Genomic DNA, 21,067 nt, shown 5'->3' on the forward strand with positions numbered 1-21,067 from the left:
GGCATCGATCAGATCGCCGTACTCTTCGCGTTCGATCTCGGCTTGCGACGGATCGGTTCCGATCAGCTCGAACGCGTCGATCAGCGCTTTGACGACGAGCATTCCGTCGTTGACGCCCTCGCCAGTGTCGGCGATCGCGAGCCGTGCGAGGTAGGCGTCGTGGCCGTCGTTGGTCGGCGGCTCGAGGTCGCCGACGACTGCATCGATCTCGGTTTCGGTCGGTGAACGGAGGCCGACCGGCTCGTCGAGGTGATCGCGGAGCGCTTCGATCCGGTCGGTCGGGTCCGTCTCGACCTCGCCGTACCGGTCGACCTCCCGGACCATCGTCTCGAGTTCGTCGACGGCGTCGAAGATCGCGTCCATCAACTCCGCCGAGACCTCGAGATCGCCGCCACGGACGGCGTCGAGCACGTCCTCGATCGCGTGGGCGAGGTCGCTTGCCGATTCGAGGCCGGCCGCGCCGCAGTTGCCCTTGAGCGTGTGGGCGATCCGGAAGATGTTCTCCATGGCCTCTTCGTCGTCCGGGTGCCGCTCGAGCGTCAGCAACGCGTTGTTCAGTTCCGTGATTCGGTCCTGACTTTCCCGGACGAAGTCGGGCCAGTACTCAGTCATCGGTCTCACCTCTGGAATCGGAATCGGAATCGGAATCCGCCCGTTCCTGATCGTCGACCGTACAGGCCGCAACGATCCCATCGACGATCTCCGCGGGGGGAGCGATCTCCTCGACGCAACCCGTTTTTATCGCCTGACAGGGGATGCCAAAGACGGGACTCGTCGCCTCGTCCTGTGCGATCGTGTACCCGCCGGCCGCCTCGAGCGCTTCGACGCCGGCCGCGCCGTCACGGCCCATCCCGGAGAGGACGACGCCACAGAGCGGCTCCGAAACGCGGTTCGCGACGCTTTCCATGGTCACGTCGATCGACGGCCGAGCACCGTGGACGCGCTCGCCGTTCTCGAGAGCGAGGCCGATCGATTGGCTCGTCTCTCCGGTCACCGTCAGGTGCGCGTCGCCAGGTGCGACGACGGCTTCGCCGGGTCCGATCCGTCCCCCATCGGCGGCTTCGGAGACCGTGTACTCCCCGACGGTGTCGAGTCGATCGGCAAAGCGGCTGGTAAACGCCGCGGGCATGTGTTGAACGACGAGGACTCGCGCCTCGAGGGCTGCCGGCAGACGCTCGAACAGCTGTTCGACGATGCGTGGCCCACCCGTGGAGGCACCGACGACGACGGTCGGCGTCCCCGCCAGCTGGCCGGTGACGTCCACCGGCCCGGACTCCGCGACACTCGAGTCGTCTGTGGGGCCGAGTGCCCAGCTTGGGGTCGAGACGTCGCCGTCACCGGACATCGATGCGGGGTCGGAAGCCTGTGTGGCGTCGCGATCGGCGGCGAGTGGGGCTCCGCCCGCACCTGCCGCTGCACGGTCGGCAGAGCTCGAACGGGACGCCGTCGCAGTGGCGGTCGCCCGCGCGGTCGCCGTCGTTTTGGCGACCGCAAGCGACGAGACGTCGGCGTTTGCGAGTTCGGTCACCTTCTCGACGACCTCGGTCGCGAGGTGGCCAACGTTTCGCGACCCCGATCCGTCGGGCTTCCGGAGGAAGTCGATGGCACCGCTGTCCAGCGCCTCGAAGGTCGCTCGGGCCCCCTCTTCCGTGTACGCACTCAGCATGAGAATGGGGACCGGGTCCGCCGCCATGATGCGTTCGACTGCCTCGATGCCGTCCATTTCGGGCATCTCGACGTCCATCGTGACGACGTCCGGTTCGAACGAATCGACCGCCTCGAGTGCGTCCCGTCCGTTCGTCGCGGTTTCGACTTCGTAGCCGGCGTCGGCGAGCGCGTTGCCGATGACTGTTCGCATGAACTGCGAGTCGTCGACAACGAGTGCACGCGTCATGCCGCGACGACGTCCGTAAGCGCCTTTCTGACGCTCGGTTCTTCGAACGGCTTCGTCACGTAGCCGTCCGCGCCGGCCTTGACGGCCAGTTTCATTTTCTCTCGCTGTCCGACGCTCGTACACATGATGACTCGCGCGTCCGGATCGATCTTCTTGATCGCCGCCGTCGCCTTGATGCCGTTACACTTCGGCATCACGATGTCCATCATGACGATATCGGGTTCGTGTTCCTTGTACAGTTTGACCGCTTCGGCACCGTTGGACGCCTCGCCGAGAATGCGGTAATCCTCTTCGAGTATCTGTCGCAGTAGATTCCGCATAAAATGTGAGTCGTCCACGATGAGCACCCCTGTCGACATTCAGTAGTACACCAAATTTCTGTAGATATACGATTACCATAAATGCTGTCTCTCCATTATCAGACGTGATAAGGTTCTTTACCGGGACCGTGGGTCGTACGGTTGACGGTACCACGAACGTCACCGAGCGGGCTTAGCTGTGCTCGGTGTCGAAACTGCGCTGGGCCTCGACTCGGTGGCCCGAGGCTGTCAAGAACTTCTCCACATCGATCAACGGAATTCCCTCGATGACGATCCGTTCGGTCGCCGCGTCGTTCGGCGAGAATCCCTGACTCGAGGTCGTGGAGTCGTCGTCGAAGTCGGTCGTCGCGGCGTCCGATTCGCCGTCGTCCTCGAGTTCGAACGATTCGACGACGGGCTCGTCGTCGTCCGGGTCGCCCGTCGTGCCGTCCAGGAGGGAATCGGAACCGTCATCGCTCTCGTCGACCGGTTCTGGACTGACGACCTGCTCGTCCAGCCGCCGTCGTGGTCGTCGCTCCAGTTCCAGAAGCGTGTCGACCAACGGATGCTCGAGAACGTCGCCGGAGAGTTCGGAGTCGGCGACGCTGTCTTGGTCGTGGAGGTTCGACTCCGGGACGGGTTCGACACGGAGGACCTCGTCGACTCTGATCGCCGCCGCCTGCTGCTCCGCGGACCGTTCGAAGACGAGCAGCTTCTCGCCGTCGGGATCACACTCCGCCGGCGGGAAGTGGACCGACGGGTCGATTACTGCGGTGATCTCGCCACGGAGGTCGACGACGCCTTCGATGGCGTCTGCGGCCCGCGGAACCGGCGTCACGTCCTCTTGCAGGTCGGTCGTCGTACGAACGTCGTCGACCGGGATACCGAACCGGTAGTCGCCGAGCCGGAACAGGACGGCTCGAATCTCCTCTTCGGAGTCGCGTTCGCCGTCCGAATCGGCCGTTCGGTTCCGCCCGGACCCGGGACCGTCGGCCCCGTCGATACCGAGAAGGTTGTCAGGTAGCTCCGCCATTGCTTTCGTTGGAGTATCCGAGCCCAGCGATAAAAACGTTGACCGCCGATCGACGGTACTCGTTCCCGAAGCTCCTCACGGATCGCGCCCTCGAGAACGCCACGAGTGACCGCCCACGGAACCAGTACGGGAACCCAACTCTTATCTTCGGAATTCGCTTACCCACGGCAGAATGCCATCGCCCTCCGATGTCGACGACACCCCGTCCAGCTCCGGCCGGAAACCGCGGGCTGAACCGGAGTCGGAATCGTGCTCCGGCTCGGACTCGAGTGACGGTTCGGACCCGAAATCCCTGCCCGAGCGGCTCCAGATTCTCACCTTCACTCTCGGCGACGAGCGATACTGCGTTCGAACCGACGCCGTCGCGACCGTCCTCGGCGTTTCCGACGCAGCGCCGATCGTCCGCGCCGACGACCCGTGGAACGCCGCCTCCATCTCCGTCGACGGGGAACGCGTCCGCGTCGTCCATCTTGCACGGGTCTTTGCCACGTCGTCGGCGAGTGATACTCCGCCGACCGATCCGAAGTTGCTCGTCCTCGGCCACACCGACGGGGACGGCCGCTACTACGGCTGGCTCGTCGACCGCGTTGGCACTACCGAGACCGTCACACGTGATGCACTCGAGCCGACCCGAGTGACGACCAGCCACGTCGAAGGACGGTTCGTCTTCGAGGACGGCGACGCGATTCTGGTCGACGAGCGGGTGATGCTGGGCTGAATGGGGTTGCGAGAGTGCCAGAGTACCAGACGTAGCGATCAATCGAAACCGACCCAACCGCCCCGCCATCGATCGAAACCAACGAACCGAACGGCGCTTTCCCTACCGATCGTCGGCTATCTGAGCCCCGGCGGCGGCCCGTCGTCCGAATCGTCCTCGAGTTCGACATCGAGGCCCATCTCCTCGCGTTGTTCCCGGAGCCGCTTGACCTGGAGGTAGTAGTAGCCGATCCCGACGCCACCGAGCAACACGACTGCCCCGATCAGCCCGGTAAACAGCGTGATGTCCCGCGGCAGGAAGAACCGCAGTGCGACCGTGCTGTCGGCGTGTTCCCAGGTGAGATGCTCCCGGTCATCGACGATATCGCGCTCGTATCCGCTCGGATTGACATCGCCGAACAGGAAGTTCGACGTGCGGTATCCCTCGGGCAGGATCACCTCGTAGGACCCCTCCGTGAACGCGGGCAGACGGAAGGTCCGACTCCCGGACCCGCCCGAGAACGCGAGGGTTCCGTTTCCGTCCGGAACGGTGATTTCGGTACTCGAGCGGCCCTGGTCGACCTCGAGTTCAGAGCCGGTCAGTTCGGTGCCGTTTGGGTGCCAGTACCGGACGCCGTGGACATCGAGTGCCCGGTCGCGGTAGAACGACGACCGGTAGAGGGACAGTTCGTCGGTTTCGTTCAGATCGTAGACCGCGCGGAACTCGCCGCTCGTGATCAGTCCAGCGTCGTCGATCGACATCGCGACGTCGGCGTCGCTGTCCCGGAGGTCGTCGTACTCGGCCTCGCGATCGAGTTCTTCGTCCGATATCCCCCCGAAGATAGCCGTACAGCCGGCTAATCCAACGAGCAGCGCGACCGCGATGGCGGCAAGGAGGAGGCGTCGGTTCATGCGTGTGGAGACGAGATAGGCGTCTGCATCGGATTGAATGTCGGTTCGAAGGTCACGTCGTATCGGATCGTATCGTATCGTGTCGAAGCTGCTTCTACGGCACCACACAGCGCAACTCCGCGGGAAGGTACTCCCCCACGCTCGCTAGCAGCCCCGGCGGGTCGGTATCTTCGGTACAGATCACGCTCTGCTCGAGCAGTCCCAGTCGCTCGACGGTGACGTAGTCCTGGGCGTGGCCAGCACGGTTCAGCGTCGCCCGCACTTCGGCACGGGTGGCACTGTTGACGTTGAGCCGCCCCTCGCCGCGGGTCCACTCGTAGAGTCGGTCGCGCTCCTCGTCGGCCAGCCGGGACGGTCCGTCCTCCGCGTAGACGAACTGCAGTGGCATGTGCTGGACGAGCCCGTACCGCTCGCGGAGCTGGGTCGGGTCACCCGGCCCCAGACCGAGTTCGTCGGCGGGAATTCGGACTTCCTCGCCGGCATCGAGTACGACCCCCTCGTCGTCCCAGGACTCGAGGGTACCGATGGCGGTGTCGCCGTCCTCGAGGTCGGGGACGATCTCGCCGAACTCCTCGCGGAGGACGTTGCGAGCGACGGGCGCGTCCTCGCCCTCGATCGTCACGGAGGGAAAGTCGTCGTGGCGGACGCCGAGTTCGTACTCGACGGCTAACTCGCCGATCTCGTTGTCGACGAGCGAGCGCAGCGAATCCAGCGCTCGCTCGCGTGCATCGCCCTCGACGTAGAGTTTGGTTGCGAGTACGACCATCAGGCTCCAGCGTCCGTGGGTTCGGTTTCGATGTTGAGTTCGTCCTCCAGCGTATCGAGGCGGTCGTCCATCGCGTCGATCAGCCGATCGTTGTCCATCGATTCGACCGGCGATCCACATTCGGGACACTCGAAGCCGTAGTCCATAGCCTCGCCGAACTCGAAGCGGATCGAGCAGATCTCACAGAGGTAAAACTCGTGGTTGCGTTCGTACTCCCGGCGCTGTTCTAAAGCGTCGTGGAGTCGGTGCATCTCCGCTTCGAGGTTCTCCGGGATGTTGTCGTACTCGAACGTCCAGAGGTACGTCAGCCAACCGGAGTCCTCGTCGCGCAGCCGCCGGTAGCTGGCGAGGTCGTTCTCGTACAGGATAAACAGCGCCCGGCGAACGTCGTTCAACTCGAGATCCAGTTCCTCCGCGAGTTCCTCGTCGGTCACTTCCCCGTCCGGCGGCGCGGCCGCGACGGGCATCCCTTTGGGACCGACCAGCTCGTGTAGGTACTTTTGGACGACCGGGTCCTCGAGCAGGTCCTCAAAAGCCATTACCTATGCGTAACGCCATGTCGCCATTAAGTCTTTTGAGGGACGATTCTCGGTTTTCGTCTCCCGTCGCCGGTCGCCGTCGGTCGGCGGTGCAGTGAGCGACATCGACGAGCCCGCCGAGTCGCCGTCGACCGTGTGCGCAGCTATTCGTCTCTCTCCGCGTTCTCGACTTCCCAGTTGACCGAAACCGTCAGCTCTTCTCGGTCTCCACCGAGCATGGGTGATCGCTCTTCGACCTCCACGGCGTACTCGAGTGCCGTGCTCGGCTGGAGTGTGAGGGTCTTATTTCCGATCCGTACGTCCGCGGGGCCGTTTCCACGGAGTTCGCGTGCGATCTCCTGTAACAGGTCGGCCGCTTCGTCGCGCGACAGTTCCTCCTCGTGAGTCGTCGTTTCGGCCATACCACACGGCCACCGGCCAGCCCCAAATAGGCTGCCCGGGAACTGTCAGGTCACCGTGGGTCCGGTCGTCGACTCATTGATTACGTTCCTCGGTATCCGCATCCGTATCCATATCCGCATCCGTATCAGTCTCCTCCTCTTTACCCTCACCCGTCGGCTCGACACGCTTTCCCGTCTCCATCGGGATCACCCGTCGCTTTGCCTCCTCCCAGTCGGCCTCGAGTTCTCGTCCCTCGAACAGACGGTCGAGAAAGACCGCCAGGCCGGCCACCTCGGAGTGGGGCTGGTTCGTGACGCCGACGTTCCAGTCGGCCCGCTCGTAGACGTCGAACGAGACCTTTTCGGAGCCGACGACGAGCAACAGCGGCTCGCCAGCCGTGTCGTAGGCATCTCGGATTTCGGATTCCACGTCCTGGACCCGCTCGCCGTACATCGTCAGGTGAACGACCCGGCCCTCCCAGTTTCGGATGACGGCCGTCGGCGAATCCGTAAGCTCGACCTCGAAGGGGCCGCCGAACCGATCCGTGATGTCCGTGACCGTCTCGAGCGACTGGCCGGCGTTGTCCGGGAAGAGCACGCGATCGGCACCCAGCGCCCGTGCGGTCAGGCCGACGTGCGTCGTCATCCGGTCGTCCCGGCCGGGACGGTGGCCGAGCCGGAGGACGGCGACTTCTGGGTCGGCGTCGGGGTGAGGACGTGACCCTGGACGGGAGCCGGAAGCGTGGCCGGCGGTTGCTTCGTTGCCGGTGTCGGCCGCGTCAGTCGCGTCAGTCCCGTCGGTCCCGTCGGTCCCGTCGGATTCGTCGTCCATACCCCAACGCAGTCCCGGGACGCGTTAGGGGGTTTCGTTTCGCTCGATACTGCCGCAGGCCCACGGGGGTCGACAGGCTTTTTTCACCTCCCTGTGGAACTACTTGCCATGGTCGCGATAGCCGTCGGCGGAGGTGCGACACGGCGATGACCGGCGTCCGCGAGTGGATTCGAACGGCACGAGAGGAGCGGTGGGGCTTGCTCGTCGACCTCGTGTTCGCGGTCGTGTGGGTGACGATGGTCGACGTACTCTTCCGAATTCTCGAGGGGCCAGACTTGGCGTACTACACGTTCATGCTCGCCGGAATCGTCGCTTACTTCGGGTTCTTTGCGAGCCTCGAGGCCGCACGATCCGACCAGGAGTAGCCACGCCTTCTCCGACCGGCCGTCTGCCGATCCGACTCGAGTTACACTGTGTGGGCGTCGTTCGTAACGACGGGAAAGAAACCGAGACGCGTTACTCCTCGTGAATGTCGACGACCAGCACCGGGACCCGCGTCGAGCGGAGGGTCCGTTCGGCGACGCTCCCCAGCAGTACTCGGCGGACGCCGCCGCGACCGGCCGACCCCATCACGATCATATCGATACCGTTCTCCTCCGCGTAGTCGGCGATCCGGTCGTGGGGGTTGCCGGCGACGATCGCTTCCGTGGCCTCGAGGCCGGCGTCGGCCGCCTGGTCGACGACGCTTCGGGTGGCGTTTTTAGCGCGTTGCTCGAGTTCCGGCAGGTCGCTCAGGTCGCCCTGTTTGAACCGGTCGATCTGTTCGGTGCCGACGGCGACGTCCATCGCGTCGAGGTCGACGACGTACAGCGCGTGGATGTCGGCGTCGTATTTCGTCGCGAGGTCGATCGCGTGGTCGATCGCGTTCTCGGCGACGTCGCTTCCGTCGGTCGGAACGAGGATGGTGTCGTACATGAGTGGTGTGGTGTGCTGTGGTGTGCTGTGGTGTGCTGTGGTGTGCTGTGGCGTGTGCCTGGATAGTCAGTCGTCCGCCGTCGTCCCACCGTCGGTGGCAACGTCTTCGGCGGTTTCCATCTGCTGCATCGGTTCGGGGCTGTGACACTGCCGGACGAGTCGTTTGACATCTTCGGGCGGTTCGTCGGTCACGATGGAGACGACGATGATCACGGCGAACACGACCGGGACGCCGACCAGCGCGGACGACGTGCCGGGAAGCCACGTCGCCAGCGCCGGGATAACGGCCTCTTCGAGGCCCGTGTACATCGGGATAGCGGTGTCGTTGAGGATCGCGCCGAACGAGATGACGATCCCGGAGACCATGCCGGCGAGTGCACCCTCCCTCGTCGTGTTCTCCCACCAGAGACCCAGGAAGAACACGGGGAAGAACACGCAGCCGGCGATGGCGAACGACATCGCGACCAGTTCGCCGATCAGCGCGGGCGGATTGAGCCCGATCAGCGTCACCAGGACGCCGATGCCGAGGATCGTCGAGCGGCCGACGATCATCTGCTCGCGCTGGGTCGCGTTCTCCTTGTACAGGTTCGTGTAGATGTCGTGTGCCGCTGCGGAGGACGCAGTGATGAACAGGCCCGCAGTGGTCGCAAGTGCCGCCGCAACCGCACCCGCGGCGACGAAGCCGACGAGCCACTCGGGGAGTTCGGCCAACTGCGTCGTCAACACGACCAGCGCGTCGGCTTCCTGTCCGGCCATGCCGGTGAATCCGTCACCGCCGGAGACCTCGCGGTTGTACAGCAGGCCCCCGAAGACGGCGTAGGCCGCCGTCCCCCAGTACAGCAGACAGATGAAAAACAGACCCCAGACGGTCGACCAGCGGGCAGTCCGCTCGTTGTCGACGGTGTAGAACCGTACGAGGACGTGCGGGAGGCCACAGGTACCCACGATCAGGCTAAACGCAAGCGCGATCCAGCCGTAGTAGCCGGCACTGGCGAACGGCTCGACGAACTGTGCCTCGAGGCTCGCCGCCTCGGCCATCTGGCTGCCGTACTCGAGGTACGGCAACGCGGTGGACCACCCTTCGGCCCAGCCGGTGGCGTAGAGCCCGAGCGTAAAGGCAATGATGAGGATGACGTACTGGATTGCCATGTTCTTCGTCGTCCCCAACATGCCTGAGAGGGCGACGTAGCCGATCGTCACTGCCATCAGCAACACGACGCCGATCTCGTAGGAGACGCCGAAGATGTACTGTGCCATCAGGCCCATCCCGCTTGCCTGGCCGATCGCGTAGACGAACGCGATCGCGAGCGTCGTGAACGCGGCGATACCGCGAGCCCAGTCGGAGTAGAACCGATCGCCGACAAAGTCAGGCGCAGTGTACTTCCCGAACCGGCGGAACTGCGCCGCCATGAAGATCAGGAGGATGAAGTACCCCGTCGTCCAGCCGACGACGTACGCGAGCCCGAAGTACCCGAGCGTCGCGATCAGCGCCGCCACACCGAGATACGACGCTGCACTCATCCAGTTGGCTCCGATCGCCATCCCGTTCTCGATCGAGCCGATCGAGCGACCGGCGACCCACAGTTCGTCGACTGCAGCAACCCGGAAGAAGTACCCGACCCCGAGGAACAACACGAGCATCGCGACGACCGTCAGCGCCGGCACGAGCTTGAAGTCCCCGACGTCGAGTGCCGTCTCCTGCAGGACGACCGGATCGATGGCTTCGATCATCAGTCCTCACCCCCGGTGGCCGTCACGCCGCTTCCCGACTCCGCGTCGGTATCGGTCTCGGCTTCGGTCCCAGCGTCGTGTGAGATGCCGTACTTCGTGTCGAGGCGATCGCGCTGCATCGCGTACGCTACCGACAGCAACAGTGCCCCCAGCGGGGTGACGATCGCCGTCAGGAAGAAGTGCAGCGGGTACCCGCCCAGGATCGTCGTCCCCGTCATAAACTCCGGTGCGAACAGCAGCGCCGTCGTCGGTCCGAAGACGACGATCGCCCAGGCGACGAACGACAGCCAGATCACCCGCAGGTGATCCCGCATGAACGGCGTCGCTGGCTTGAAAATGTTTATTTCCTCCTCGAGATACGCCTCCGTGGCTACGCCGCCATCGGTCCTGGCGGCATCGTCCGAATCACGGTCCGAATCGTGGCTGTTATTGTCTGCCATATGTGATGTCGTGTCGTGTTCTTCGTCGTTCGTGAGCGGTCGACGGAAAAGCGGACACCCGCCGAACTAGTCGCCCTCGACCTGTTCTGCGATATCGTCGACGACATCCGGGTTCCGGAGCGTCGACGTGTTACCCAGTTCGTTGCCACTCGCGATGTCCTCGAGTAGTCGGCGCATGATCTTGCCGGATCGCGTCTTCGGGAGTTCGGGCGTGAAGATCACGTTCTCCGGTTTCGCGATCGGACCGATCGCGTCGACGACGCCCTCGATCGCCTGCTCCTCGAGTTCGGCTTCCTGTCCCTCGTAGCCGTCTTCCGGGATTGCGTAGACGTAGACGGCTTCGCCTTTGACGTCGTGGTCGCCGCCGACGACCGCGGCTTCGGCGACCCCCTCGACGCCGACGACGGCCGATTCGATCTCCATCGTCCCCAGCCGGTGACCGGAGACGTTGATCACGTCGTCGACGCGCCCGAGGACGGTGATGTACCCGTCGTCGTCGATCTTCGCGCCGTCCTCCGGGAAGTAGACCCACTCGTCCTCGTCGGGGTCGGAGTACTCCCGCCAGTACTCGGAGACGAACCGGTCGTCGTTCCGGTAGAGGGTCCGGAGCATTCCCGGCCAGGGCTTCTGGACGGTGAGATATCCGGCTTCGCCGGCGTCGACTTCGTCGCCAGCGCCGTCGACGACCTGTGCGTCGACGCCGGGGAGCCCCGGTCCGGCGGAACCAGGTTTCATCTCGCAGATGCCCGGTAGCGTCGTGATCATGTGACCGCCGGTTTCGGTCTGCCACCAGGTGTCGACGATCGGACACTCCTCGCTGCCGATGTGCTTGTAGTACCACTTCCAGGCACGGGGATTGATCGGTTCCCCGACCGTCCCCAGCAGTCGCAGCGAGGAGAGGTCGTGGCGCTCGGGGTACTCCTCGCCCCACTTCATAAACGCGCGGATCGCCGTCGGCGCGGTGTAGAAGACATCGACGCGGTTCTTCTCGACGATCTCCCAGAACCGATCCTTATCGGGGTAGTCCGGCGTTCCCTCGTACATCACGGTCGTGGTCCCCAGCGCTAGCGGCCCGTAGAGGATGTACGAGTGGCCCGTGATCCAGCCGATGTCGGCTGAACACCAGTAGGTGTCCGCCGGTTTCAGATCGAGCACCGAGTGGCTCGTCCAGGTCACGTACGAGAGGTAGCCGCCGGTCGTGTGCTTGACGCCTTTCGGCTTGCCCGTCGTCCCCGAGGTGTACATCAGGAACAGCATGTCCTCGGCGTCGCGGGAGACGGGCTCGACCGTTTCGCCCGCGTGGGTCTCGACCAGTTCGTCGTAGTCGTGTTGGCCCGCGGACAGCGAGTGCTCGAGGTCGTCACCGAGCCGATCGACGACGACCGTCTCGGTTTCGTGGTCGACGTCCTCGAGACCCTCGTTGGTCTTCGAGATGTGATCGAGCGCGTCGCCGCGCCGGTAGTAGCCGTCACAGGTGATCAGGTACTCGCTGTCGGCGGCGTTCATCCGCGTCGCGAGCGCGTCCGCCGAGAAGCCCGCGAAGACGACGCTGTGTGGTGCGCCGAGACGAGCACAGGCAAGCATCGCGATCGGCAACTCGGGGACCATCGGCATGTACATCGTGACGACGTCGTCCTCCTCGACGCCGAGGTCCCGCAGCGCCGCCGCGAACTCGTTGACCTCGTTGAGGAGGTCCCCGTACGTGTACGTCCGTGTCTCGCCGAGTTCACCCTCCCACTTGATCGCCGCGCGGTTTTTTGCGCCGTCCTCGACGTGTCTGTCGAGGCAGTTGTACGACGCGTTCAGTTTGCCGTCCGTGAACCATTGATACGTGGGAGCCTCCGACTCGTCTAAGACGTCGTCGTAGGGTTCGTCCCAGTCGAGAAACTCCGCCGCCTGCTCCCAACACTCCGGCCAGTTCTCCTCGAACTCCTCGTAGATCCCCGGATCGGAGACGTTCGCCTGCTCGACGAACGACTCGGGAGGCTCGAACGTCTCTTGCTCCTCGAGTCGCGCCTCGAGACTGGCATCCTCCTGTGACATGGTACACCCAACCAATATGCAACTACCGTAGTAAAGCCGGCCTCTAGCTGTACCAAATCCAGCCGTCGAAACACCCGTTACTGAGAATATTTCTCTTCGAGTAGGTCGAAACTATCCCGATCGACGGCAAAAACCGAACCCGTTCGACCACGCGGCACAATTTCGAACGCCGCCTCGGAGCGACGACCGACGCGGACCTCGAGTCGACGGCCCCGCCCTCTAGAGGTTTAGGGGACCCGGCGCGACTCCGCTCGAGAATCGTCGGATCGGGTCACCAGCGTTACGGTCGGCGACGACTCCCGTGGCCATCGTCAACCGCTCTCGCCGGTCGGTTCGGTCCCGACGGGTTCGCTCCCCTCCGCCCCGGACGGATAGTCGAAGAAGGTCCGAAGCAGTTCGTGTTGGCCCTTGCGGAGGTGGTTGTGTAGCGTCGGCGAGGAGATTCCCATCGCGTCGGCGACTTCCTCGGCCGTACTCTCTCTGGGCCAGTCGTAGTAGCCGCCGAAGTACGCCGCACGCAGGGCCGCGATCTGTCGGTCAGTGAGCCGATCCTCGAGTCCCTCGCGGAACTCGCGGGCCGTCCGTACGGTCCGTTCGGCCTCTCGCTTCCCGACGAGTTCGGAGTCGGGGTAAGCAGCCCGAAACCCGTCGACGATCGTCCGCAGGTCCGCGTCGCCGGCACACTCGCCGGTGATCGTCGCCGTCCCGGACTCGATCGTCGCCCCGCGGACGGTAACGCCGTACTCCGAGAGCGTCAACAGGGGCAAGGACCCCTCGACGACGAACTCGACGCGCCAGCCGTCCTCGTAGGTCTCGATCAGCCGGAACTCCGTCACGCGTTCGCTCTCCCGGGCGAGATCGAAGACTGCAGCCGGCTCGGCACCCTCGAGTCGGAGGTAGTACAGCTGGGTCGACTCGGAGGTCGGGACCAGCGAGTCGAGTTCGAACCGACAGTCCAGCCGGTCGGACGCCGCGACGAGGAAGGACCCGTCGTCCCGACAGGTGAGGTCGAACTCGACGACGCGATCCGACAACAGGAGGTTTCGCCGACGAACGGCCGTGATCGCGTACCCGACCTGTCGGCCGATGGTCTCGAGCCAGGCGCGCTCGTCCGCGTCGAACGCCGGCTCCCGACCGGCCGCGACGGTCAGTGTTCCGTACGTCGTCTCGCCGTACGCGAGGGGGACCCGCGCGAGCACGAGACCCCCGTCGACTCCCTCGAGTGTCTCCGGAACGTCGGCGGTACCCTCGCCGTCGGTCGCGAGCTCGGCGACCCGAACCGCTATCTCGTCGTCACTGGCTCCGTCACCGCTTTCGGCCCCACCCCTGACGGCGTCCCCGCTCCCGTTTGCTCCTCCATCGGGCCGTTCCCACTCGTCCCCGTCGGGTTCGATTCGGTCGACGTCGTCGGGCCCGATCCCGCTCGCGACGCGCCAGTTTCGCCGCCGGTCGGCCATCGTCGTCCGATCGATCCAGGCGAACTCGTAGACGGCGTCCCGGACGAGCGTCTCGCAGGTTTCGGTCTCGACCGCCTCGTGATCGGCTGCTTCGAGCAGCGACTCGGTGAGTGCCCGTTGCTGCCAGGCGAGTGTGTATCGGCGCTCGAGTTCCGTCCGGCGCTGTCGGAGCGTCTCGAGTTCGTCGTAGTACGAGGAGACGTCCCGGACGAAGAGAGCAAACCCCGTGTGGCGGCCCCGGTCGTCCCGAAGCGGGGAGACGACCTCGGTCGCGCGAAACGTCGACCCGTCCTTGCGGACGCGACAGCCGTCGACTTCGTAACCCGACTCCTCGAGGGCGGCCGAGAGGACCCGCTCGGGGAGTCCCTCCTCGACGGCGTCGTCGGGGTAGAACGCCGAGACGTGGGTCCCGACGATCTCGCTGGCCCGATAGTCGAACATCGCCGCCGCGCTGCGGTTCCAGCGCTCGACGTACCCTTCCTCGTCCAGGCGAACGAGGGCGTATCGGTCGCTCGCGGCGAGCAGCAGGCGGACGATGCTGTCGTCCGCGACGGCCGCCGCGTTTGCCCCCTCGCCCGCGCGCTGCCGGTCGCGGCCCCGCGGGTCGGACGGTCGCTCGACGGCCTCGAAGGCGTCGACGATCTCGGCCTCGGTCGGTTCCGGGAGATACGACTCGAGGGCCTCGAAGCTGCGCCAGCCGCCCGCGGCCTTGACGACACGGGGGTTGATCCCGCGTTCGACCAGCGACCGATGGGCGAAGTAGTGACGGAGATCGCCAGTCGAGATGTCGGCGAGCGACGGATCGTCGAACAGCTCGGCCGCACGATCCGTGACGCCGGAGACGAGCATCTGGAGCCGGCGTGGCGTCACCGAGAAGATCCGATCCTCGGGGGAGAGGTCGTTACTCCTGGCGTAGCGTCGTAGTTCACGCTCGACTCTCGTCGGGAGGTAGGCGGTCCGGCCGTCGCGGGTCTCTTCGGCGGGCGGAACCCGAACCAGATACCGCGGCGGATCGATCCGGGCCTGTTCGACGTCGTCGATGGTGAGTCGGGCGAGTTCGGCCGGCCGGAGCCCCACGTCGCCACACAGCCGAACCACGAGGGCCTCACGATACGTTTCGGCGGCGTCTAGCAGCGAGTCGTACTGCCGCCTCGAGAGGACGCCGTCACCCCCCGACTCGACATTCATGTTTCGCGCTATCTGGTGGCACGAATATAACCTTACCGACTAAGAACGGCACGCTCGGCCAGTCGGCGTAGAATATCGAATCGAAACGATCTATTCGGTTTCGCGTTGTTTGAAAGTCCGAAACCTATCCGTCGCTCTCGCTTTGAATCTCCCCGACGATCTCGGGGTTTCGTAGGGCGCTCGTGTCGCCGAGTTCCTCGCCGTTAGCGACGTCCTCGAGCAGTCGGCGCATGATCTTGCCCGATCGCGTCTTTGGGAGTTCGGGCGTGAAGACGATCCGTTCGGGGACGGCCAGTTCACCGATGGCCGATTCGACTGCGGTTTCGATCCCGTGACGGACATCGTCGTCCGGCTCGCAGTCGCGCTCCGTGCTGACGTAGGCGTAGATGTCCGTCCCTGCGGCCTCGCTTGACCGACCAACGACGGCGGCCTCGGCGACGCCCTTGGCGTCGGTAACCGCGCCCTCGATTTCCATCGTACTCAGTCGTCGGCCGGCGACCTTGATCACGTCGTCGACCCGCCCGAGGACGGTGACGTAGCCGTCCTCGTCGACGGAGGCGGCGTCGCCGCTGAAGTAGGTCCAGTCGTCGTTCTCGGGGGTCGAGAACCGGCCCCAGTACTCGCTTCGGAAGCGATCGTCGTCGTCGTAGAGCGTGCGGGCCATCCCGGGCCACGGTCTGTCGACGGTGAGGTAACCGGTTCCGCCGGGCTCGACCGGCTCGCCGTCGTCGTCGACGACTTGAACGTCGATCCCGGGAAGTCCGGGCCCGGCAACGCCGGGTTTCATCTCGTCGACACCAGGCAGCGTCGAGACCATGATCGCGCCGGTTTCGGTCTGCCACCAGGTGTCGACGATCGGACACTCCTCGTTGCCGATGTGTTCGTGGTACCACTCCCAGGCGCGAGGATTGATCGGCTCCCCGACGCTGCCCAGTAGCCGTAGCGAGGAGAGGTCGTGACGGTCGGGGTACTCCTCGCCCCACTTCATAAACGCCCGGACGGCGGTCGGTGCGGTGTAGAAGACGTCGACGGCGTTGCGGTCGATGATTTCCCAGAGCCGATCCCGATCGGGGTAGTCCGGCGTCCCCTCGTACATCACCGTCGTGGTCCCCAGCGCCAGGGGTCCGTAGACGATGTAGGAGTGGCCCGTGATCCAGCCGATGTCGGCCGCACACCAGTAGGTGTCCGCGGGTTCGACGTCCAGAACCGAACGGGCAGTCCAGGCGACGTGAGCGAGATAGCCGCCGGTCGTGTGGACGACCCCCTTCGGCTCTCCCGTCGTTCCCGACGTATACATCAGGAACAGCATGTCCTCTGCGTCGCGGGAGACTGGTTCGACGGTCTCGCCGGCGAACGCTTCCCGGAGGTCGTGGTAGTCCCACTCGTCGTCGCCGAGGACGTGAGGGAGGTCCTCTCCCAGCCGGTCGACGACGACCGTCTCGACATCGTGCTCGAGTTCGAGGCGGGCGTTGTCGACCTTGCTCTTCTGGTTGAACGCGTCCCCACGCCGGTAGTAGCCGTCGCAGGTGATCAGATACTCGCTGTCTGCTGCATCCATCCGCGCCGCCAGCGCGTCCGCGGAGAGCCCGGCGAAGACCACGCTGTGTGGCGCGCCGATGCGAGCACACGCGAGCATCGCGATCGGCAACTCGGGAATCATCGGCAGGTAGATCGTGACGATATCGTCCTCGTCGACACCCAGATCGCAAAGCGCGGCCGCGAACTCGTTGACTGCGACGTACAGATCCCGGTAGGTGTGGGTTTCGCGTTCGCCTTGCTTTCCTTCCCAGCGGATCGCGGCGTGGGTCTTGCGCCCTTCCTCGAGGTGCCGGTCCACGCAGTTGTACGCGGCGTTCAGCTGGCCGCCGGTGAACCATCGATAACGAGGCGCATCACCGTCCTCGAGTACCGATTCGTACGAACGGTTCCACGAGAGGAGGGCCGCGGCACGCTCCCAACAGTCCGGCCACTCGGCCGCGAAGCGCTCGTAGATGTCCTCGTCGCTTACGTTCGCCTGCTCGACGAACGCCGCGGGAGGGTCTCGGGGCGACCCGGCAGGGGCGGGGCGATCCCGCCCCCACCCGTTCCGATCGACCATGTCGTTCGGACCGAGGTCGGTCAAGCGGATAAACGTTCCTCCGGAACGGCCCGCGGAGGGGGCCGCCGCACGTCGATTTTCGGCCCGTCACTCGAGCGAGTCGACATCCGTCACGTCGTCGTCGGTGACCTCCTCGTCGGGGTGGCGCACGACGTACACGTCGTACCGGTGGTCGCTCGCGACCGGGCTGCCGACGCTCGACTGGGGCGAGATCACCGAGCCAGCGTTCTCCGAACCGATGAACACGACGCTCGCGTCGATCTCGGCGGCGACGCGCCGAATCTCACGGACGACGTTCGTCGTCGAGGTCGCCGTCGGCTCGTCCGAGCTCACGCGCTCGGTCCGGAACGTCGCCTCCGGAGCGATAGCCATCGCCCGCTTCTCTATCCCTGCCTCGATCGCGTCACGATCGAACGGTTCTCCACGGGTGATCCAGTTGCGCTCCCGAGCGTACTCCGGATCGTCGGGAATCACGGTCAGGACGACGACGTCCTGCTCGAGGTGAGCGCCGAGGGCTGCAGCCCGCTCGAGTGCTTTTTCCGCGAGCGACGACCCGTCGAACGGAACAAGTAGTGACATACCACGGTATGATACGACAGCCAAAGTAAACCTTCGCCCTTCCGCAATCGCTCATCGCGCTTCGGGACCGTCGTCGGTGTCGGTGCCAGTATCGTGATCGGCAGCGACGTCGACATCTCCCGCTTCCGACCCGTCGACGACCACGACCGGCCTGTCGGCGAACCGGACCACGCCCTCGACCGTGCTACCCAACAGCGCACGTTTGAACGACGAGCGGCCGCGCGAGCCGACGACGATCACGTCCGCGGCCCGCTCGGTCGCAGCCGCGACGATCTCCTCGTGTGGGACGCCCGACTCGACGGTCGTCTCTACGGTAATCCCGGCGTCGGTCGCGGCCGCCTCGAGGTCGTCGACGATCTCGTCGGCCCGCTGCTCGCGACGACGGGCGACCTCTTCGGGATCGACGATCGCGTTGTCGTACTCGGTGCGACTCTCGAGGACGGTCATGCCGACGAGATCGGCGTCGAACCGCTCGGCGAGACCGATCGCGTGCTCGACGGCGGCCGTTCCGGTGTCGCTCCCGTCGGTCGCGACGAGTATCGCGTCGTACATATCGAGGCCTCCGAGCGCGAACGTGAAAGCCCTGTTCCCACAGTGTCACGTCACCGTCCTCACTTCTCGTCGCCCGTGCCGTCGTTGCTGTCCGGCATCGTCGAGAACCGCCGCACGGCCGACATATCCGCTCGCTTCGAGGGTGAGGGCGCGACCGTGGAGTGACGAGCCGCGCCGTCCGGCGACTCTCGTCCGCTCGAGCCCAAGTCCGGGTCGAGGAGGTCGTCGTCTTCGCTCTCGGCCGTCGCGCCTTCACCACCGAGTCGACCCTCGTGGTCGAGTTCGTTTGCCTCTGGGTCGCTCTCGCTGGCGTCGTCCCTGTCGCCCTCTCCCTCCGTGTCAGCTTCTCCCCCGCCGATCGCCTCGAGTCCCTCCTGGAGGCGTTCGACCCCGTCACCGAAGTTAGCGATGTCCGACTCGAGTGCGTCGCGGAGTCGATCCTCGACCTCCACCTCAGGGCCGGTCGTCGCTTCGTCTTCTGTGTCTTCGACTTCGGGGTCGATTCCGTCACCGTCGTCGCCAGCCGTCGGTTCGTCGTCCACCGACTCCCCTCTCCGTTCGTCTTCCACCGATCGGTCGTGTTCTGCTTTCCCGGCCTCGTTGTCGCCGAACTCGTCGCCATCGTCGCCCTCGTCACCCTCGTCGTCCTCGGTAACCGCTCGCAGCCCCGACGTGGCCGCGCCGATCTCCGCTTCCTCCTCGTCGGACCGATCCGCGAGGCGCGCGAGACTGAGCAATCGCTCCAGGTCTTCGACCGCGTCCGGATCGCCCCTGGCGATCGCATCCGGCATCGACGCCGGCTCCGACCCGTCCGGGAGCGTGTCGAGTCCGACTGCCTCGAGCAACGCCGACGGATCGGCAGTCGCCACGAGGGTGTCGGCACGCTCGGCCGCCTCGAGGAGGGGGTCCGCCGCTGGCTCGCCCCCGCTTTCCGCGTCGCGTTCGGTCGCACTATCGCGGTCGCTCGAAACGAGCCGCTCGCCGACTGCGTCGGCCGCCTCGAGAAGTTCCGCCACTCGCTCGTCCGTGGGTTCGGTCCGGGACTGGTTCATATCGGATACCGCGCTCGCCGCGCTTTGTCTCGTCTCGTCCGTGAGCTAGCCCGCGTTCGCGGCCGCATCTGCCTCTTCGTCCGTGTCCGTGTCTGCATCACTGTCGTTTTCGCCACCGCTTTCACCCTTGCCCTTACTCTCACTCTCACCGTCGTCTTCCGTCACCGTCTCGATGATCTCGTCGGTCATCTCCGCCCGGCTCAGGTTCGCTTTCACGTCGACGTCTTTCGCGACCGACTGCAGGTCCTCGTAGGCCATCACTCCGAGGAAGTCCGCGAGGGTCTCGCGTCTGAGGTCCTCGAGTTCGTCGGCGGACGGCCCTTCCTGTTTCTCCTCGGCTGGCGCTGCGTCGGCGTCGGCCGCCTCCGGTTCGTCAGCCTCGTCTGTCACTTCTGCTGTGTCCGCGGCGTCGGCCTCCTCGGCGGGTTCGGCGTCGCTGTCGCCGCTCTCGTCTTCGGGTTCTCCCTCGTCCATCTCTTCGTCCGTTTCTCTCTCGTCCATCTCTTCGTCCGTTTCTCTCTCGTCCACCTCTTCGTCCGTATCGACCAACGCCGTCTCACCGGCTGCATCTTCCGCCACCGACTCGAGTGACTCCCGAACGCGTGCCTCCTGAAACGCTTCGCGTACGCCGTCACGGATCGCCGACGTGAGTGCGGACCGAAGCGCCTGGCCTTCGCTGTCCTGGTGCGCTTCGTCCTCGTCTTCACCCTCGTCTGGAGTCGACTCCGAAGCTGTCTCGCCGTCGTCATCGGCGGTTTCTCCCAGCTCCCGGGACAACGTCTCGTGGACGTTCCGGCCGATCGAGGCCCCGAACTCGCGGCCGATCCGCTCGCCGAACCGCCGGCCGACAGCCGCGCCGATCTCGTCTGCGTCGATCTCGTCCTCGAGACTCCCGTCGCCGAGCAACTCCTCGACGCCGACCTGATTGCTCACCTCGTCGGCGACGACCCCTTTCAGGTCCGTCCCGTCGCTCACGGCGACCACCTCGGGGCCGCGTGGGCTCGACATCGACAGTGTCGTACGACGGCGATACCGCTACTCTGCATCGTTTTCGTCGGCGTTGTCTGTTTCCGCCTCCGATTCCGTCTCCGATTCCGATTCTTCCTCCGCCCCTTCTTCGGACTCCGAACTCGAGGGGTCGTCGCCTTCGCTTTCGGCCTCGGGTTCGCTCTCGTCGCTGCCGCCCTCGGCTGTCTCCTCTTTGTGTTCGTCTTCCTCGCTCTCTTCCGGTTTCTCCTCGGCTTCTTTTTTCTCGTCTTCGCTCTCTTCGCTCTCCTCGTTTTTCTCCTCTCCGCCGTCGGCGTCTTCCTCGTCGTCGGTTTCGTCCGCGTCTACCGAGTCCGGTTCCGGTTCCGGTTCCGGTTCCGGTTCCGGCTCCGGCTCCGCTTCGTCTTCTTCCGTCCCGAGCAACTCGTCGACGGTCAACTCGCCAACCGAGCGGCCGATACTCTCACCGACTTTTCTCCCGACGACCGAACCGATCAGCCCGCCGAGCGCCTCACCCAGCGGCTGGTCGTCGTCGATCTCGTCTTCCCACTGCGTTCCGTCGACGAGTTCGGCGATGTCGATGTTCTCGGCGACTTCCTCGTAGTCGATTCGTCCGGCTAACGATTCCGTAGTCGAACCCGCCTCCGTCGTAGTGCTGGCTTCGTCACTCATAC

22 protein-coding genes are annotated in these 21,067 nt (G+C 65.1%); 2 read left to right on the forward strand and 20 right to left on the reverse strand.

What is annotated here, in order from left to right; translation table 11 throughout:
* The 4 genes from C446_RS03750 to C446_RS03765 all read right to left on the reverse strand — a co-directional run.
* The coding region (locus C446_RS03750; RefSeq protein WP_006671729.1) for an Hpt domain-containing protein at positions 1 to 612 on the reverse strand (612 nt) is incomplete at its 3' end.
* Positions 605 to 1,894, reverse strand: coding sequence for a chemotaxis-specific protein-glutamate methyltransferase CheB (gene cheB / locus C446_RS03755; protein ID WP_006671730.1), 1,290 nt, complete (start codon positions 1,892 to 1,894; stop codon positions 605 to 607). The genes cheB and C446_RS03750, both read right to left, overlap by 8 nt.
* Positions 1,891 to 2,253: a chemotaxis protein CheY gene (cheY, locus tag C446_RS03760; protein ID WP_006671731.1), complete on the reverse strand. Its 363-nt coding sequence runs from the start codon at positions 2,251 to 2,253 to the stop codon at positions 1,891 to 1,893. The genes cheB and cheY overlap by 4 nt, the downstream gene beginning before the upstream one ends.
* 133 nt (positions 2,254 to 2,386) lie before the next feature.
* Complete coding sequence (locus C446_RS03765; protein WP_006671732.1) at positions 2,387 to 3,226, reverse strand: chemotaxis protein CheW; 840 nt, start codon at positions 3,224 to 3,226, stop codon at positions 2,387 to 2,389.
* Positions 3,227 to 3,398: 172 nt separating this feature from the next.
* Between C446_RS03765 and C446_RS03770 the strand changes: the two genes are divergently transcribed.
* A complete protein-coding gene (locus tag C446_RS03770) occupies positions 3,399 to 3,944 on the forward strand; it encodes a chemotaxis protein CheW (protein WP_006671733.1) in 546 nt (181 codons plus the stop codon).
* A gap of 116 nt (positions 3,945 to 4,060) precedes the next feature.
* Here C446_RS03770 and C446_RS03775 read toward each other — a convergent pair whose 3' ends face one another.
* The 5 genes from C446_RS03775 to C446_RS03795 form a co-directional block, all read right to left on the reverse strand.
* Entirely contained in the window at positions 4,061 to 4,834 is a 774-nt protein-coding gene (locus C446_RS03775; RefSeq protein ID WP_006671734.1) for a DUF5803 family protein, read from the reverse strand.
* Between the two features lie 94 nt (positions 4,835 to 4,928).
* Positions 4,929 to 5,600 (reverse strand): DUF2110 family protein, encoded by a 672-nt coding sequence (locus tag C446_RS03780; protein WP_006671735.1) that lies wholly within the window; start codon positions 5,598 to 5,600, stop codon positions 4,929 to 4,931.
* On the reverse strand, positions 5,600 to 6,139 hold the full coding sequence (tfe, locus tag C446_RS03785) for a transcription factor E (RefSeq protein ID WP_006671736.1): 540 nt from the start codon (positions 6,137 to 6,139) through the stop codon (positions 5,600 to 5,602). Before tfe ends, C446_RS03780 begins: the two co-directional genes overlap by 1 nt.
* Positions 6,140 to 6,282: 143 nt before the next feature.
* Positions 6,283 to 6,540, reverse strand: coding sequence for an amphi-Trp domain-containing protein (locus C446_RS03790; RefSeq protein WP_006671737.1), 258 nt, complete (start codon positions 6,538 to 6,540; stop codon positions 6,283 to 6,285).
* 73 nt (positions 6,541 to 6,613) lie between these two features.
* Positions 6,614 to 7,351 carry a tRNA (cytidine(56)-2'-O)-methyltransferase gene (locus C446_RS03795; protein ID WP_006671738.1) on the reverse strand — a complete coding sequence of 246 codons (738 nt, stop codon included), beginning with the start codon at positions 7,349 to 7,351 and terminating at the stop codon, positions 6,614 to 6,616.
* 146 nt (positions 7,352 to 7,497) lie between these two features.
* On the opposite strand from C446_RS03795, the gene C446_RS03800 reads away from it, so the two are divergent.
* A complete protein-coding gene (locus tag C446_RS03800) occupies positions 7,498 to 7,716 on the forward strand; it encodes a hypothetical protein (protein ID WP_006671739.1) in 219 nt (72 codons plus the stop codon).
* 91 nt (positions 7,717 to 7,807) lie between these two features.
* Here the strand turns inward: C446_RS03800 and C446_RS03805 are convergent, their stop codons facing one another.
* From C446_RS03805 to C446_RS03855, 11 genes are all read right to left on the reverse strand, one after another.
* A complete protein-coding gene (locus C446_RS03805; protein ID WP_006671740.1) occupies positions 7,808 to 8,266 on the reverse strand; it encodes a universal stress protein in 459 nt (152 codons plus the stop codon).
* Between the two features lie 66 nt (positions 8,267 to 8,332).
* On the reverse strand, positions 8,333 to 9,997 hold the full coding sequence (locus C446_RS03810) for a solute symporter family protein (protein WP_006671741.1): 1,665 nt from the start codon (positions 9,995 to 9,997) through the stop codon (positions 8,333 to 8,335).
* Entirely contained in the window at positions 9,997 to 10,437 is a 441-nt protein-coding gene (locus tag C446_RS03815) for a DUF4212 domain-containing protein (protein ID WP_006671742.1), read from the reverse strand. Before C446_RS03815 ends, C446_RS03810 begins: the two co-directional genes overlap by 1 nt.
* 66 nt (positions 10,438 to 10,503) lie before the next feature.
* The gene (gene acs / locus C446_RS03820) at positions 10,504 to 12,480 is read right to left on the reverse strand and encodes an acetate--CoA ligase (RefSeq protein ID WP_006671743.1); all 1,977 of its coding nucleotides are present in this window, start codon (positions 12,478 to 12,480) and stop codon (positions 10,504 to 10,506) included.
* A 311-nt stretch (positions 12,481 to 12,791) separates the two neighbouring features.
* Positions 12,792 to 15,125 carry a bacterio-opsin activator domain-containing protein gene (locus tag C446_RS03825; RefSeq protein WP_006671744.1) on the reverse strand — a complete coding sequence of 778 codons (2,334 nt, stop codon included), beginning with the start codon at positions 15,123 to 15,125 and terminating at the stop codon, positions 12,792 to 12,794.
* 124 nt (positions 15,126 to 15,249) lie between these two features.
* A complete protein-coding gene (gene acs / locus C446_RS03830; RefSeq protein ID WP_049920013.1) occupies positions 15,250 to 17,223 on the reverse strand; it encodes an acetate--CoA ligase in 1,974 nt (657 codons plus the stop codon).
* Between the two features lie 87 nt (positions 17,224 to 17,310).
* Entirely contained in the window at positions 17,311 to 17,802 is a 492-nt protein-coding gene (locus tag C446_RS03835; protein WP_006671746.1) for a universal stress protein, read from the reverse strand.
* A 51-nt stretch (positions 17,803 to 17,853) separates the two neighbouring features.
* Positions 17,854 to 18,354 carry a universal stress protein gene (locus tag C446_RS03840; RefSeq protein ID WP_006671747.1) on the reverse strand — a complete coding sequence of 167 codons (501 nt, stop codon included), beginning with the start codon at positions 18,352 to 18,354 and terminating at the stop codon, positions 17,854 to 17,856.
* A gap of 59 nt (positions 18,355 to 18,413) precedes the next feature.
* Positions 18,414 to 19,406, reverse strand: a complete 993-nt coding sequence (locus C446_RS03845) for a hypothetical protein (RefSeq protein WP_006671748.1) — start codon at positions 19,404 to 19,406, stop codon at positions 18,414 to 18,416.
* 45 nt (positions 19,407 to 19,451) lie between these two features.
* Positions 19,452 to 20,414 carry a putative sodium/potassium/calcium exchanger gene (locus C446_RS03850; protein ID WP_006671749.1) on the reverse strand — a complete coding sequence of 321 codons (963 nt, stop codon included), beginning with the start codon at positions 20,412 to 20,414 and terminating at the stop codon, positions 19,452 to 19,454.
* Positions 20,415 to 20,441: 27 nt separating this feature from the next.
* Positions 20,442 to 21,065: a hypothetical protein gene (locus C446_RS03855; RefSeq protein ID WP_006671750.1), complete on the reverse strand. Its 624-nt coding sequence runs from the start codon at positions 21,063 to 21,065 to the stop codon at positions 20,442 to 20,444.
* Positions 21,066 to 21,067 lie beyond the last annotated feature (2 nt).

The sequence above is a fragment of the Halobiforma nitratireducens JCM 10879 genome (assembly GCF_000337895.1).
Classification (GTDB): domain Archaea; phylum Halobacteriota; class Halobacteria; order Halobacteriales; family Natrialbaceae; genus Natronobacterium; species Natronobacterium nitratireducens.